We start from the raw sequence: 13,900 nt of genomic DNA, 5'->3' as shown, positions 1-13,900 counted from the left end.
GGGTGGCCGCGCCGACGAGCAGGATGAACCGGGCAAGCCGGACGGGGAGGCGGGCGGCGCTGGCTCGCCGGGGCCGGCGGATCGTGGCCTGGCTGCGGCATCGGGTGTTGCCCTCCGACCGCTTCGCGCTGGCCGTTCTGCTGGTCGCGGTCACCGCGTGCGGGCTGCTCTCCGATCTGAACGGCGACTGGTTCCCGGCGACCGCACCCGTGCTGCCGATCCTGGTCGGCGGCCTGGTGCTGCGCATGCCCAGCCTGCTGCTGCTCTACGCGGCGACCGCCGGGGTGCTGGTCGCGGAGGACCGGGTGCACGACCCCGACGAGGTCACCGCCGGCTCCGTCCTGGTGGTCGCGGCGGTCGCCGGCATCGTGTTGCTGATGGCCCGGATGCGGACCCGCCTTGGCGTGCAGTGGACGCGCGGCGAGTCGATGTTGTTCGATCTGCGCGACCGGTTGCGGGCACAGGGCGAGATGCCGGTGTTGCCGCCGCAGTGGCACACCGAGGTGGTGTTGCGGCCGGCCGGCGGGCAGTCGTTCTCCGGCGACTTCCTCGTCGCCGCCCGCAGTGCGACCGGTGGGCGGGTGCTCGAAGTGGTGCTCGTCGACGTCTCCGGCAAGGGGCTGGCGGCGGGGACGCGGGCACTGATGCTCTCCGGCGCGTTCGGCGGGCTGCTCGGGTCGCTGCCGCCGCACGGATTCCTGCCGGCCGCCAACGACTACCTGCTCCGCCAGGAATGGGCCGAGGGCTTCGCGACGGCGGTGCACGTGGTGCTCGACCTGGAGTCGGGCGAGTACGAGTTGTTGTCGGCGGGCCACCCGCCGGGCGTGCACTGGATCGCCGGGACCGGGCGGTGGCGGGTGGTCGAGGCGGTCGGCCCGCTTCTGGGCGTGCTCGACGACGCCACGTTCGAGGGGGTGCGCGGCCGACTGGACCACGGCGACGCGCTGCTGTTGTTCACCGACGGCATGGTGGAACTGCCCGGCGAGGACATCGCCACCGGCATCGACCGGTTCCTGGGCGAGGCGGAGCGGCTGGTCCGGGACGACTTCCACGACGCGGCGCGGCGGATCGTGGCGGCGGCCGGGCGCAACGTGGGCGACGACCGCGCGGTGGTGCTGCTGCGCCGCCGCTGAGCCCGGCCGCGGTCAGTGCGTACGCGGCCGGGCGGGCAGCGCCAGGGCGGTCAGTTCGGCCGGGGTCCGGGGCAGCGTGCCGGGCGGGGCCACCCCGTGCGCGATCAATACCGCGGCCACCGCGTGCGCCCAGGTCGGCCGCAGGCTCGCGGCGGCCAGCAGCGCGGTGTCCGCGAGCAGGTCCGCGGCCGGCCCGGTGTGCAGCCGCCCGTCGGCGAGCACGGCCGCGTCGTCGGCCCAGCGCAGCGCCAGGTCCACGTCGTGGGTGGCCATCACCACCGTCGTCCCGGCGGCACGCAGCTCGGCGAGCGTGTCGAGCAGCGCCTCCTGACCGGCCGGATCCAGGCCCGCCGTCGGCTCGTCCAGGACCAGCACCTGCGGCCGCATGGCGATCGCGCCGGCGATCGCGACCCGCTTGCGCTGCCCGAAGGACAGCAGGTGCACCGGCCGCTCGGCCAGGTCGGCGATGCCCAGCGCGGCCAACGCCTCGGCCACCCGTGAGCGCACCTCGTCCGGCGCGAGCCCGAGGTTCAGCGGCCCGAACGAGACGTCCTGGGCCACCGACGCGGAGAACAGCTGGTCGTCGGGATCCTGCACGACCAGCTGCACCACCCGGCGCAGTTCGGCAAGTCCCTTGCGGTCGTGCCGAATCGGCGTGCCGTGCAGCTCCACCCGACCCGAGCCCGGCACCAGGCCACCGGTCAACAGCCGCAGCAGCGTGGTCTTGCCGCTGCCGTTCGGCCCGAGCAGGGCCAGCGCCCGGCCCGCCGGGACGGCCAGGGACAACCCGCTCAGCACCGGCGGCCCGTCCTCGTAGGCGTAGCCGACCTCTCGTACCCGCAGCGGAATCACGGCATCACCGATCCCAGAAGAAGAGTCGCGACGACGACCGCCGCCACGAGGAACACGGACCGGGCCATGAAGCCGCGTGAGACGGGCACCTCGTCCACGAGCACCCGCAACCGCCCGTCGTAGCCGCGCCCGGCCAGCCCTTCCTCCAGCCGCCGGGCCCGCGCGAAGGCGTGCACGAACACCGCCGACCCGAGCCCGGCCACCGAGCGCCACCGGGCCCGCCGGGTGCGATGCCCGAGCCGCCCGGCCTGGGCCTGGTTGATCCGGGTGGTGGTGTCGTAGAGCAGGAACAACATCCGGTACATCACCGCCGCCACGTCCACCACGGCCGCCGGCACACCCACCCGGGTCAGCCGGGGCAGGACGTCCGACAGCGGCGTGGTGAACGCGAACAACAACATCGCCAAACCGGCCGCGCCGGAGCGGGCCACCAACTCGCCCGCGTGGCGCGGCCCGTCCGGCGCCCAGCCGACGCCGTCCGCGCGGATCGACACGAGCAGGGTCAGCGCGCCGGTCACCGCGAATCCCAGCGGCGCGCGGGCCGCCCGCCACAGTCGTCGGGCGGGCACCTCGGCGAAGCCGAGCGCGATGGTCAGCACGGCGACCGCGACCAGCACCGCGCCGGGCCACGGCGGCAGCGCCACCGCGCACCCGAGCAGCCCGAAGGAGAGCACGGCCTTGTCGGCCGGATGGCGGCGGCGCCAGGCACTGGCATGCGCCGCCGCGTCGATCGGCAGCACGGGTCAGCGACCCGGAACCGATACCGGGTCCTGCGCGGCGGCCGGATCGGGCCCCGGGCCCGACCCGTCGGGGGTGTCGCTCGCCTCGGGCGCGAGCTTTCGGCGGGTGCGCTTGACGCCGAACATGTACCCGACGACACCCGCGCCGAGCGCGGCCTGGAGCGCGAACAGGCCGGACTCGATCTCGCCGGACGGCGGCTCGTACAGCGGGCTGAACCACGGCTTGTAGTCCGGGTCGTTCTCGGTGATCGCGGTCTCGGCCCGGGTGTCGGAACCCGTGAACGGCTCGTCCTTGTCGTCGCCCATGCCGAACACCACGGGCAGCGCCGCGAGCAGCACCACGGCCAGCACGAGCAGCAGGTTGATCTTCGTCGAGCGCTTCACTTGCTCTTCTCCTCCTCGCGCACGGGCCGGGCGTCGCTCAGCACGCCGAGGCGGATCAGGTCACCGCGACTGGATTGGCGCAGCAGGCGCACCACCAGGACGGTCAGCAGGCCCTCGCTGATCGCCAGCGGGATCTGGGTGAGCGAGAAGATGCCGCCGAACTTGGCCAGCGCGCCCGGGAATCCGCTGTCCGGGTCGGGGAAGGCGAGGGCGAGCTGCACGCTGGTGACGCAGTAGGTGCTCAGGTCCGCGACGAACGCGCCGGCGAACACCGCGACGTCCAGCGGCATGGTGCCGCCGCGCCGGTCCAGGAGCGAGCGGGCGAGCCGGTACGCGCCGTAGCCGGCCCAGGGGCCGACGATCGCCATCGAGAACACGTTCGCGCCGAGCGTGGTCAACCCGCCGTGGGCGAGCAACAACGCCTGGAAGAGCAGGGTGATCGTGCCGAGCACCGCCATGATCGGTGGCCGGAACAGGATGGCGCCCAGGCCGGTGCCGGTGGGATGCGAGCAACTGCCGGTGACGGATGGGATCTTCAGCGCGGACAACACGAACGAGAAGGCGCCGGACGCGCCGAGCAGCAGGGTGTTCTCGGGCCGATCGCGCACCTCGCGGGTGAGCGCGCGGGCACCGTGGACGACGAACGGGGTCGACGCGACGCCCCAGGCGGCGGCGTGTTCCCAGGGCAGATAGCCCTCGGCGATATGCATGAGGAAGGGTCCCTCTCCAACACCTCGTGGACGGACGATCGCCGTGGCCGGTCTCCTGGCTGACGGGTCGTGCGTTCACGTCTCCGCCTTCCCGGGTCCGCGACAGCGGTCCCAGTGGCTTCCCGAGGCGACGAATCAACGTTCCCGCGGGGGTGGAGGAGAACTTCCCGATCACAGTGGCGAGGGCCGCGCCGGCATCGAACCGGCTTCCCGAGCACCACGGCGAGCCGACACTAGTGGTCGAGTGGACATGGCGACAAGGTGGCATCTGCAAACCGTGCGCAAGACCACAAGGCGGACGGAGCGGCGGAGCAATAGCCGCATTCCGGGGCGGCGCACGACGGCCCGTCCGGGCGGGAGCGCGGAGCGAGGCACGCTCGCGATCGTGGGACCAGCCGCCCCTGCTGGAGGGAGAAGCGGGCCCTCAGCACAGTCCGGGGCCGCGTCCTCGGACCACCAGGGTGCCCGCGACCCGGTCGCCGATCCGCTGGCCCCGCTCGCTGGTGAGCACCGCGACCAACCCGATCACACCGAGCGCGAACGCGTCGACGCACAGCAGCACCCAACGGATCGCCAGTTGGCGCCGCCCGGCCCGACCACCGGACACGTCGACCACACGAATCCCGAACGCCTGCATGCCCCAGGTACGCCCGTCGTGCTCGGCGGGCCGCAGCACCCAGTACCAGAACAGGATCGCCACCGCGACCACGAGCACACCGGCGGTGATCGTCGCGGTGAGCGGACCGCTGCGGATCGAACCGTCGGGGTGGGTGGGCAGTAGCACGAACAGGAACATCGCGGCGCCGGGCAGCAGCGCGGAGGCGATCACGTCCACCGCGAACTGGCCGATCCGCCGGTACAGCAACGACGGACCGACCCGATGTTCGATCGTCGGCAGCCACACCCGGGCGCGTGGCCCGACGGGATGGGCCGAGCGCGCGAAGCGCTGCGGAAGGCTCCGTTCGTACATGGTGTTGTACTTTCCGCAACCGGGCGGGTTGACTCCCGGCACGGCCGATCTCGCGGAGATTGCGCCCGGTCGGCGGACAATCCGCCCGATCGGGCGGCGGCGAAATGATCATCGATCGGCGGGATCGACCGAAAACGATCAGATCGTCATCGGGCCGTCGACCCCGAACAGGTCCGGCTCGGAGCGGCTGATCACGTCGTACAGCGGCTTGTAGTTGATCCACGCCACCGTGTCGTTGCCGAGCTGCTCCCGGGTCAGCCGCGCGTTCTCCGGCGAGATCGGCCGCAGTTCGCCGGCCGCCTGGGCCAACAGCTGGACCTGGCAGGAGCGCTCCATGGTGATGAACCACCACGCCGCCGCGTCCACCGACTGTCCGACGGTGAGCAGACCGTGGTTGCGCAGGATCAGCGCCTTGCGCGAGCCGAGCGTCTTGGCGATCCGCCGCCCCTCCTCGGCGTCGAGCACCACGCCCGCGTAGTCGTCGAAGAGTTCGTGGTCCTCGTAGAACGGACAAACGTCCTGGGTGATCGGCTCCAGCCGGATCCCGAGCGCGGACAACGCGCGCCCGTGCGTGGAGTGGCTGTGCGCCGCGGCGACCACGTCGGGGCGGGCCGCGTGGATCTGCGAGTGGATCGCGAACGCGGCCTGGTTGACGTGGAATCGGCCCTCGACGACCTGCCCCTCGTGGTTGACCAGGATCAGGTCGTCCACGGTGATGTGCTTGAACGACATCCCGAACGGGTTGACCCAGAAGTGGTCGACGAACCCGGGGTCGCGCGCGGTGATGTGCCCGGCCACCCCCTCCTCGAAGCCGAACCGGCCGAACAGCCGCAGTGCCGCGGTCAGTCGCTCCTTGCGGTGCCGGCGCTCCTGCTCCACGGTTTCGAACGTGGGCGGCAGCGCGAAGCTCAGATCGGTGGGCGAGACCGGTCGCGGCGGCGCCGACCGCCCCGTGCTCGGCGGGCCGTCCTGGGGGCGGGGCGCATCGGTGGCGGACATGTCCATCTCCTCGGACTCGGGGCGCGCACGGGTGCCGCCGACGCTACCCGCGAGTCACATCCGAGGACAGCCTTGCGCGGGCGCCGGATCGCACGGGGGCGCGCGGCCCGGGATTCTAGCGTCCGAACGCCGTGCGGATCGGGTTTCCGGCAATTAATCGAATATTGCCCACGACTGCCTTCGGGCCGCTCCTACGCTGCCGTTCAGCGAGTCCGGGAGGTCGAGTCCGAAGCAGTCGAACTCGAATTCCCGGACCCGCTCGAAGGCGACGGGAAAAGTACGCGCGGACGTATACAGGGGGAAGGGGCGCGTGAGGTGAGCGGCGGGGGAGTGCATTCCACGGAGGTCGCGAATATCGGCGCACGGCCGGCCGCGGGGGCGCCCGGGTCCGGCCGGGGCGACGGGGCGGGGTCGCGGGCCAGGACCGAGGCGGGCCGCCGGGGCACGCCCACGCGAGCGCCCGCGTCCAGGAGCCCGATCGCGAGGAGTTGGGCGGAGATGGCACCACCCCCACGCCGATCCAGACCGTCCCGGCGCAGATCAGCCGACCCGCCGACCGGATCCGATCCCGGGCGGGCCCCATCGATCGAGGTGGATGTCATCGAAGCAGTCGAGGCCGATCCCCCCGCGCCGACCGAGGTCGAACCGATCGCAGCGATCGAGGCGACCGCGGTCGGCGGGCCGCTCCCGAGCGATCCGGACCCGGGACCGCCCGCGTCCGGCGACGAGCCCGTCGGAGCCCACCGGAAAGCCGCACCGCCGATCGCCCCGGAGGCAATCATGGCCAATATGGAAACGGCCCTCAAGGAAGCAATGACGATCGAGGGCGCCGTGGGAGTTGCCCTGGTCGACTACACCAGCGGAATGGCGCTCGGAATTCTCGGCGGCAGCAAGGAACTCGATCTCAATGTGGCCGCCGCCGGGAATACCGACGTGATGCGCGCGAAGCTGCGCACGATGGAGATGTTGCACCTCGGCGACCAGATCGAGGACATCCTGATCACGACCGGCAAGCAATACCACCTGATCCGACCGCTGTCCGGTCGGGCCGGGAAGGGGCTGTTCCTGTACCTCGTGCTGGTGAAGGACCGCGCCAACCTCGCGCTGGCCCGACACAGCCTCAAGCGTGTCGAGGAGGAGATCGAGGTCTGAGCCCGGACGCGCCGGCGAGCCGAGGCGCGCTCGGCGCTTTCGCAGACCCATCCTCGACACCCCTCGGCGCCCCCGCCACCCCCGTGCGGCAGGCGCCGGTGGGGTGTCCGGGGACACGTGCGGCGGCCCTGGTCTCCCCGCTCCGTCTCGGATATGACGGTACGTCAGATGTACGGTCGAGCCTCGACGTACCTCGCGCGGGCGATCACCACCCGATCGTGCGCGGATCGTGTCCCCGAGTCCTCCGAGGAGCCGCATGTTGTCGGGCGAGAAGATCCTGATCACCGGTCCCGCGGGCCAGATCGCCTATCCGCTGACCGAATACCTGGCCCGGGACAACGAGGTGTGGGGCATCGCCCGCTTCTCGAACGCCGAGGACCGGGCGCGGGTGGACGCCCTCGGGGTGACCACGCGCGCCGTCGACCTGGGCTCGGGGGCGTTCGACGACCTGCCCGAGGACTTCACCCACGTCCTGCACCTGGCCACCTTCCAGGGCCCCGGGCTCGACTACGACGAGGCGCTGCGGGTCAACGCGGAGGGCACGGGACTGCTGCTCCAGCACTGTCGCCGGGCCAAGGCCGCGCTGGTGATGTCCACCGCGTCGGTACTCAAGCCGCATCCGGACCCGATGCACGTCTTCCACGAGAGCGACCCGCTCGGCGATGCCAACGTCACGCACGCGCCGACCTACTCGGTGTCCAAGACCGCCGAGGAGGCGGTCGCCCGCTACTGCGCCCGCGCGTTCGACCTGCCCGTGGTGATCGCCCGGATGAACGCCTCCTACGGCCCAGGCGGCGGACTGCCGACGATGCACATGGACGCGGTGCTGGCCGGCCGGCCGATCACGACCCGCTGGGACCCGTGCATGTACAGCCCCATCCACCAGGACGACATCAACAGCCAGGCGGCGGCACTCCTGGACGCGGCGTCCACCCCCGCGACGGTGGTCAACTGGGGCGGCGACGAGCCGGTGAGCGTGCAGGAGTGGGCGGCGTACACGGCCGAGCTGAGCGGCCTGCCCGCCGAGGTGGTGGTGCGCGAGCAGCCCGGCACGCTGCGCGGGCAGATCCAGGACACCACGAAGCGGGCGGCGATCACCGGGCCGTGCGCGGTCGACTGGCGTGCGGGACTGGCCCGGGTATACGCCTCTCGGCGCGACGATTCGGCCCGACCGGGTCGGGCGGCTTCGGGCCGCGCTCGATAGCGTCGAGTCGTCACGTCTTACTCGCGCCGTCGCGGAGCGCTCCACGTCCTCGGATCGGGTGGCTGCGGCGGCATCACGCAGGAGGGACAACGATCATGGGCATCCTCGATACCCCCATCGCCACGCTGGCGGGGGAGAGCACGACCCTGGGCGAGGTGACCGGGGGGAAGGTGGCACTCGTCGTCAATGTCGCGTCCAAGTGCGGCCTGACCCCGCAGTACACCGGCCTGGAGGAGTTGCAGAAGGAGCTGGGCCCGCGCGGCTTCACCGTGGTGGGCGTGCCGTGCAACCAGTTCATGGGCCAGGAGCCGGGCAGCGCGGAGGAGATTCGGGAGTTCTGCTCGACCACCTACGGGGTGACCTTCCCGCTCACCGAGAAGATCGACGTCAACGGCGCCGACCGGCACCCGCTCTACGACGTGCTCACCGCGGCCTCCGACGCCGAGGGGGGCGCGGGTGACGTGCAGTGGAACTTCGAGAAGTTCCTGCTCTCCGCCGACGGCGCCATCGTCGGCCGGTTCCGCCCCAAGACCGACCCGCACGACCCGAACCTGATCGCCGCGATCGAGAGCGTCCTACCCAAATAGCCCGCACATCCGCCTCGTTCCCGAACCCCGCGTCGACACCGGCCGGGGTTCGCGGACGAGGCGGGGCCCGGTGTCGCGGAGGCGCTCGGCGGGACGGAGCCCGGATCGGCCGGGTCAGATCAGCGCCCAGACCGCGGTCGCGTCGTCGCAGACCTTCCCGCGCGGCCAGCGCGCGCCGTCCGCGTCGGAGGCCTCCGCGGCCCGTACCCGCGCCAGCAATTCCGCCGGGCCGAAGTGGCGCAGCGTGGTCATCAGCCCGTCCCAGTCGCCGATCCCGAACCGGTCCACCAGTCGACTGGCCCCATCGGTGAGCGCGGCGAACGCGTGCACCTCGCCGAGTGCCAGACCGCCCGTCAGCGCCTCGCCGGCGGCCGCCGGATCGGCCGCCGCGACCCAGTGGCCGCCGGGCACGTTGCGCGTGGCCCGCACCGTGTCGGCGTACTCCTGATGCGCCGTCAAGTAGTCCGGACTGCCCGGCGGATGGGCGTCGCGCCGGCGCCGCGCCGCCGCGCCGATCACGCCCAGTCGATCGTCGGTGACCACGGTGAGGTCGTCGTCCCGCTCGATCAGCAGCGTCGAATCGGACAGCACCAGGTATTCCAGCCGGTCCTCGACCACCCGCACCACCACGGTGGTCGCGGCCGGCGCGTCGGGCCGGGCCAGGTCGCACCCGTCCACGTGCAGCGCCGAGGTGTCCTCGATCGCGTCGTGCAGGCACTCGGCGAGGGAGCGGTCCGGGCGCCCGCCGCTGTGGGTGAACAACGCGGTGCCCAATCGCGCGACGAACCAGGGCACACCGTGTTTGCAACCGTTGTCCGAACTCGACGTCACCCCGTCGAGCAGCACCAGCGTCGTCGGTCCCGCGACGACGAAATCCTCGTTCGGCCCGCCCGGATGACCCGGCTCGGTCGCGAATTCCACGCGCATCGCGGACATCCCTCCCTTATAGGTGCCACGCCGTACGGCTGCCCCGAGCCCGAGGCCGGGAAACGGCCGTTGATCATGCCCCCCCCTGCCTGGGACGCTCGGAAAGTTCACAGCGGTTTCACGAAACGGTTTCGCGTGAGGTCTCGTGTGGGTCGGGGAACTGCCCCTACTCTCTGGCTTCGAGACATCTTCAGGCTCCACTTCTACGCGCGTCACCATTCGGCGCGCCCTCCGAAGGGATCCCATGTTCGGGATTGGACGACGCCGCGGCCGCCTCGCTCTCACCGGCCTGGTCGCCGCGAGCCTGCTCACCATGGGCGGCACCGCGACGGCCGGCACGGACGCCGACCTCGGCCGACCCTCCGGCACGACGGACCTCGAATTCCTGGCACTCAACGACCTGCACGGCAACCTGGAGGAACCGCAGGGTTCCGCCGGCAACGTCACCGAGATCGGTCCCGACGGCAAACCCGTCTCGATCCCGGCCGGCGGCATCGAGCACCTGGCCACCCAACTGCGCGCCGAGCGGGCGAAGAACCCCAACTCGTTGACCATCGCGGCCGGCGACATGATCGGCGCGAGCCCGCTGCTCTCCGGGCTCTTCCACGACGAACCGACGATCGAGGCGCTGAACAGGATCGGCCTCGACGTCACCTCCGTGGGCAACCACGAGTTCGACGAGGGCAAGAAGGAACTGCAGCGCATGCAGTACGGCGGCTGCCACCCCAAGGACGGCTGCTACACGCCCGGCCGCACCTTCCAGGGCGCCGACTTCCCGTACCTCGCCGCGAACGTGCTCGACGAGCGCACCGGGCTGCCGATCCTGGCGCCGGTGAGCATCAAGAACGTGGGCGGCGCGCGCGTCGGCTTCATCGGCATGACCCTGGAGGGCACGCCGAACATCGTCACCGCCGAGGGCGTCAAGGGTCTGACCTTCAAGAACGAGGTCAAGACCGCCAACGCCATCGTGCCGTGGCTGCGGCTGTTCGGCGTCGAGTCGATCGTGGTGCTGCTGCACGAGGGCGGCCTGCCGACGGGCAACGCGTACAACTACGACTGCAACGCGGGCGGCAACCTGGGCCTGTCCGGCCCGGTCGTGGACATCGCCAAGAACCTGGACCCGGCGATCGACCTCGTCGTCACCGGTCACACCCACCAGGCGTACGCGTGCAACATCCCGGACCCGGCGGGCAAGCCGCGCATGGTCACCAGCGCGTCGTCCTACGGGAAGATGTACACCAAGATCGACTTGAGCTACGACAAGCGCACCCGCGACGTCGTGCGCACCTCGGTCAAGGCTCAGAACACGGTCGTGCGCCGGGACACCCCGAAGGCCCCGGACCTGACGCAACTGCTCGCCGACTGGCAAAAGCTCGCCGCACCGGTGGCGAACCGCTCGATCGGCTACATCAGCGCCGACATCCGCGGCCGCGGCGCCACCACCCCCGAATCCCCGCTGGGCGACGTGATCGCCGACGCGCAACTGGAGGCGACCGCGCCGGCCGACAAGGGCGGCGCGCAGATCGCCTTCATGAACCCGGGCGGCATCCGATCCGACCTGCAATACGCGGCCGCCGGAGCCGAGGGCAACGGCGTGGTCACCTACGCCGAGGCGTTCACGGTGCAGCCGTTCACCAACATGATGCAGACCCTCGACCTCAAGGGTCAGGCGGTGCTCGACATCCTGGCGCAGCAGTACTCCGGCGCGAACGCGGCCAACCCGAAGGTGCTGCAGATCTCGAAGGGCCTGACCTACACGACCGACCGGTCCAGGACGGGCGCCGAGAAGATCGTGCCGGGCAGCGTCAAGCTGAACGGTGTGCCGATCGACCCGGCCGCGACCTACAAGGTCAGCGCGAACGAGTTCCTGGCCGGCGGCGGCGACGGCTTCGCCGCGTTCAAGACCGGTACGAACAAGCTGGTCGGCGGATCCGACCTGGACGCGCTGCTGGCCTACTTCGCCGCCCATTCGTCGGCGAGCGCGCCGCTCGCGCCGCCGCCGGCGGACCGGATCACCTTCATCGGGTGACCCGCGGCTGATCGCTCGGAAAGGCCCGGTCCCGTGGGGGCCGGGCCTTTCCGACGTATCGGCGGACGCCGATGTGGCAGGCCCCGGCGGGCGTCCCGACACGGGGGCGATCGAGCGGCCCGGATGCCGGGTTCGCCTCGCGACTGGGCCACAATCGCCCCATGAGCACACCGAGACGCCCCCCGACCGGGGCCGATGTGGCCCGTGCCGCAGGCGTTTCGCGCGCCACCGTGTCGTACGCGATGAACGACGTGCAGGACGCGCGCATCCCCGAGGAGACCCGACGGCGGGTGCGCGAGGTGGCCGCCGAACTGGGCTACGAGCCGCGTTCGGACGCCCGTTCGCTCCGGCGCGGGCGCACCGACCTGGTGATCGTGCCCACCTACGTGGTGCCGTTCGGCCAACTCATCCAGCGGTTCCTCGACGGCCTGGCCCGCGAGTTGCACGGGCTCGGCCACACCCTGGTGATCCACGGCAATCCCGCCGCGCACGGCATCGAGGCGGCCAAGGCGTGGGGCGCGCTGAACCCCACCGTGGTCCTGGTGCTGCCCGAGCGCATGTCCGCCGAGGGCGTGGAATACCTCACCGCGCGCGGAACCGCCGTGGTGGCCCTGGGGCACAGCGCGGTGCCGGTCGCGCTCACCCTGAGGATCGACCACGCGGCGGCCGGCGCGTGCGCCGCGGAACACCTGATCGCGGGCGGGCGACGCGATTTCGCCGTGGTGGTGCCGCGCGAGCCGGGGCTGGTCGAGATCGGCCGGGAACGGCTGGCGGGCTTTCGGGCCTGTGCCGAGGCGGCCGGCGGCACGGTCCGCGTGGTGGAGATGGTGGAGACCGCGGCCGAGGCCGCGCGGATCGTGGGGGAGTGGCGGGCCGGGGACTGCCCCGACGGGGTGTACGGCTACAACGACGAGTACGCCGCGCTGCTCCTGGGCGCGCTGGCCGACGCCGGCCTCGATGTGCCGGGGCGACTCGCGGTGGTCGGCACCGACGATCTGACGCTGTGTGAGATGGTCCGACCGCGGTTGACCTCGGTCGCCTTCGAGGAGGTCATCCCGATGCGCGCGGTGGCGGCGGCCATCATCGCGGCAGGCGAGGGCGCGGTGGCGGGCGAGTTGACGCAGTGGCGCATGGCGATGCGGGTGCGCGAGTCGGGCTGAATCGCCCGCCCGTCGGGGCTGTTCGCGCCGTGCCCCGACGGCGGGCGAAGGACCCGTCAGCCGCCGGCGGTCCTCAGCTTGGCGATCTGACGGGCCACCAGGTCGTCGGCCGGCAGGCCGGGGGTGGCCGCGGCCAGATCGGCGTTGCTCACCACGACGATCGTCGGGCCGACGCGCACCACGATCATGCCGAGCGCGCCGCCCGCACCGGGGCTCATCCCGACCGCGAGCGATTCGTCGCCGAGCGCGGCGTGCGGGATCTCGGCGTACGTGTCGGTCTCGGTCGCGCCGTCGGCGTCGATCGAGGTGATCGACGGGCAACCGCGCAGCGCCTGATGGCCCTGCGCGAACAGGTCCCGGGCGCCGGTGTCGGTGAAGGCGAACAACTCGACGACGGTGAACCCGGTCGGGTTCGGAGCGCCCCTGGTCACCGACGCCTGGGCGGACGCGATCGGGGCGGTGGCCGCCTGTCCGGGACGCAGCAGGTCGATCACCGGCTGGCAGGAGGGTTGTTGGGCCCGCTCCCGGCTCTCGGGGTCGCCGCGCGAGCCGTCGTAGGCGCCCGCGGGCATCTCGCCGGCGGTCAACAGCGCGGCGTCGAGCCGGGATTGCGCGGTCGGATCGGATCCGGTCCCGGCCCCGGTCGGCGTGGATGACTCCTCGATGGGCGGCAGCGCCGGCGGCGGCTCCCCCGGCGCGGTGGTCGCGGCCGGCGGAGCCAGGCTCGGCGCGGCCTTGGCGGCCGGACTCGTGGCCGGTGCCGTGCCGGCCGGCGTCGAGGGTACGCCTGCGCCGCTCGCGGCCGGCGCGGTCGCCCGGCCGGCCTCGTACTCGCGCGCCAGCGCCTCCTCGTCCCGACCACACGCGGTGGCGGCCAGAAGCAGGGCCCCGGCCACCGCCGCGGTGCCCACCCGGATCACGATCCTGCGCATACGCGCCTTCCTCCGAAGCAACGGGCCCCGACCCGCCGCGGGGCCGGGAACGATCCGGACGACCGGAATCACACGAGCGAGCGGAACGAAAACCGCCACCGCCGGCCGCACGCCACGAGGC

14 protein-coding genes and 1 riboswitch are annotated in these 13,900 nt (G+C 72.2%); of the genes, 6 read left to right on the top strand and 8 right to left on the bottom strand.

Annotated elements, in window-relative coordinates; all coding sequences use genetic code 11:
• Positions 1–23: 23 nt before the first annotated feature.
• Entirely contained in the window at positions 24–1,133 is a 1,110-nt protein-coding gene (locus ACH4XV_RS14325) for a PP2C family protein-serine/threonine phosphatase (protein WP_395789543.1), read from the top strand.
• A 12-nt stretch (positions 1,134–1,145) separates the two neighbouring features.
• On the opposite strand, the gene ACH4XV_RS14320 is transcribed toward ACH4XV_RS14325, so the two are convergent.
• The 6 genes from ACH4XV_RS14320 to ACH4XV_RS14295 form a co-directional block, all read right to left on the bottom strand.
• Entirely contained in the window at positions 1,146–1,985 is an 840-nt protein-coding gene (locus ACH4XV_RS14320; protein ID WP_395789541.1) for an energy-coupling factor ABC transporter ATP-binding protein, read from the bottom strand.
• Positions 1,982–2,725 carry a cobalt ECF transporter T component CbiQ gene (gene cbiQ, locus ACH4XV_RS14315; protein ID WP_395789540.1) on the bottom strand — a complete coding sequence of 248 codons (744 nt, stop codon included), beginning with the start codon at positions 2,723–2,725 and terminating at the stop codon, positions 1,982–1,984. Before cbiQ ends, ACH4XV_RS14320 begins: the two co-directional genes overlap by 4 nt.
• Before the next feature lie 3 nt (positions 2,726–2,728).
• Complete coding sequence (locus ACH4XV_RS14310; protein ID WP_395789538.1) at positions 2,729–3,109, bottom strand: energy-coupling factor ABC transporter substrate-binding protein; 381 nt, start codon at positions 3,107–3,109, stop codon at positions 2,729–2,731.
• Positions 3,106–3,819 (bottom strand): energy-coupling factor ABC transporter permease, encoded by a 714-nt coding sequence (locus ACH4XV_RS14305; protein ID WP_395789536.1) that lies wholly within the window; start codon positions 3,817–3,819, stop codon positions 3,106–3,108. Before ACH4XV_RS14305 ends, ACH4XV_RS14310 begins: the two co-directional genes overlap by 4 nt.
• Positions 3,820–3,846: 27 nt before the next feature.
• Positions 3,847–4,056, bottom strand: a riboswitch (cobalamin riboswitch).
• Between the two features lie 187 nt (positions 4,057–4,243).
• Positions 4,244–4,789 carry an RDD family protein gene (locus ACH4XV_RS14300; protein ID WP_395789534.1) on the bottom strand — a complete coding sequence of 182 codons (546 nt, stop codon included), beginning with the start codon at positions 4,787–4,789 and terminating at the stop codon, positions 4,244–4,246.
• 138 nt (positions 4,790–4,927) lie between these two features.
• Positions 4,928–5,788: a class II aldolase/adducin family protein gene (locus tag ACH4XV_RS14295; RefSeq protein WP_395789532.1), complete on the bottom strand. Its 861-nt coding sequence runs from the start codon at positions 5,786–5,788 to the stop codon at positions 4,928–4,930.
• Positions 5,789–6,568: 780 nt separating this feature from the next.
• On the opposite strand from ACH4XV_RS14295, the gene ACH4XV_RS14290 reads away from it, so the two are divergent.
• The 3 genes from ACH4XV_RS14290 (at position 6,569) to ACH4XV_RS14280 (ending at position 8,731) form a co-directional block, all read left to right on the top strand.
• Entirely contained in the window at positions 6,569–6,940 is a 372-nt protein-coding gene (locus tag ACH4XV_RS14290) for a hypothetical protein (protein ID WP_395789530.1), read from the top strand.
• 256 nt (positions 6,941–7,196) lie between these two features.
• Positions 7,197–8,144, top strand: coding sequence for an NAD-dependent epimerase/dehydratase family protein (locus ACH4XV_RS14285; RefSeq protein WP_380002921.1), 948 nt, complete (start codon positions 7,197–7,199; stop codon positions 8,142–8,144).
• 95 nt (positions 8,145–8,239) lie between these two features.
• Complete coding sequence (locus ACH4XV_RS14280) at positions 8,240–8,731, top strand: glutathione peroxidase (RefSeq protein ID WP_078977225.1); 492 nt, start codon at positions 8,240–8,242, stop codon at positions 8,729–8,731.
• Positions 8,732–8,845: 114 nt separating this feature from the next.
• Here ACH4XV_RS14280 and ACH4XV_RS14275 read toward each other — a convergent pair whose 3' ends face one another.
• Positions 8,846–9,658: an integrase gene (locus ACH4XV_RS14275; protein WP_395789527.1), complete on the bottom strand. Its 813-nt coding sequence runs from the start codon at positions 9,656–9,658 to the stop codon at positions 8,846–8,848.
• 244 nt (positions 9,659–9,902) lie between these two features.
• Between ACH4XV_RS14275 and ACH4XV_RS14270 the strand changes: the two genes are divergently transcribed.
• On the top strand, positions 9,903–11,687 hold the full coding sequence (locus ACH4XV_RS14270) for a bifunctional metallophosphatase/5'-nucleotidase (RefSeq protein ID WP_395789525.1): 1,785 nt from the start codon (positions 9,903–9,905) through the stop codon (positions 11,685–11,687).
• A gap of 161 nt (positions 11,688–11,848) precedes the next feature.
• Positions 11,849–12,847: a LacI family DNA-binding transcriptional regulator gene (locus tag ACH4XV_RS14265; RefSeq protein WP_395789523.1), complete on the top strand. Its 999-nt coding sequence runs from the start codon at positions 11,849–11,851 to the stop codon at positions 12,845–12,847.
• A 56-nt stretch (positions 12,848–12,903) separates the two neighbouring features.
• On the opposite strand, the gene ACH4XV_RS14260 is transcribed toward ACH4XV_RS14265, so the two are convergent.
• Positions 12,904–13,779 (bottom strand): hypothetical protein, encoded by an 876-nt coding sequence (locus ACH4XV_RS14260; RefSeq protein WP_395789521.1) that lies wholly within the window; start codon positions 13,777–13,779, stop codon positions 12,904–12,906.
• Between the last annotated feature and the right edge of the window lie 121 nt (positions 13,780–13,900).

The organism is Embleya sp. NPDC020630 (assembly GCF_044334985.1).
GTDB lineage: Bacteria > Actinomycetota > Actinomycetes > Streptomycetales > Streptomycetaceae > Embleya.
This window is presented reverse-complemented; position numbering and strand designations above follow the sequence as displayed.

Excerpts from the sequence above, each read along its gene's own strand:
- ACH4XV_RS14265 (WP_395789523.1), top strand. The coding sequence starts at position 11,849 with ATGAGCACACCGAGACGCCCCCCGACCGGGGCCGATGTGGCCCGTGCC.
- ACH4XV_RS14325 (WP_395789543.1), top strand. The coding sequence starts at position 24 with ATGAACCGGGCAAGCCGGACGGGGAGGCGGGCGGCGCTGGCTCGCCGG.
- ACH4XV_RS14285 (WP_380002921.1), top strand. The coding sequence starts at position 7,197 with ATGTTGTCGGGCGAGAAGATCCTGATCACCGGTCCCGCGGGCCAGATC.
- ACH4XV_RS14295 (WP_395789532.1), bottom strand. The coding sequence starts at position 5,788 with ATGTCCGCCACCGATGCGCCCCGCCCCCAGGACGGCCCGCCGAGCACG.
- ACH4XV_RS14270 (WP_395789525.1), top strand. The coding sequence starts at position 9,903 with ATGTTCGGGATTGGACGACGCCGCGGCCGCCTCGCTCTCACCGGCCTG.
- ACH4XV_RS14305 (WP_395789536.1), bottom strand. The coding sequence starts at position 3,819 with ATGCATATCGCCGAGGGCTATCTGCCCTGGGAACACGCCGCCGCCTGG.
- ACH4XV_RS14280 (WP_078977225.1), top strand. The coding sequence starts at position 8,240 with ATGGGCATCCTCGATACCCCCATCGCCACGCTGGCGGGGGAGAGCACG.
- ACH4XV_RS14275 (WP_395789527.1), bottom strand. The coding sequence starts at position 9,658 with ATGCGCGTGGAATTCGCGACCGAGCCGGGTCATCCGGGCGGGCCGAAC.
- ACH4XV_RS14290 (WP_395789530.1), top strand. The coding sequence starts at position 6,569 with ATGGCCAATATGGAAACGGCCCTCAAGGAAGCAATGACGATCGAGGGC.
- ACH4XV_RS14260 (WP_395789521.1), bottom strand. The coding sequence starts at position 13,779 with ATGCGCAGGATCGTGATCCGGGTGGGCACCGCGGCGGTGGCCGGGGCC.
- ACH4XV_RS14300 (WP_395789534.1), bottom strand. The coding sequence starts at position 4,789 with ATGTACGAACGGAGCCTTCCGCAGCGCTTCGCGCGCTCGGCCCATCCC.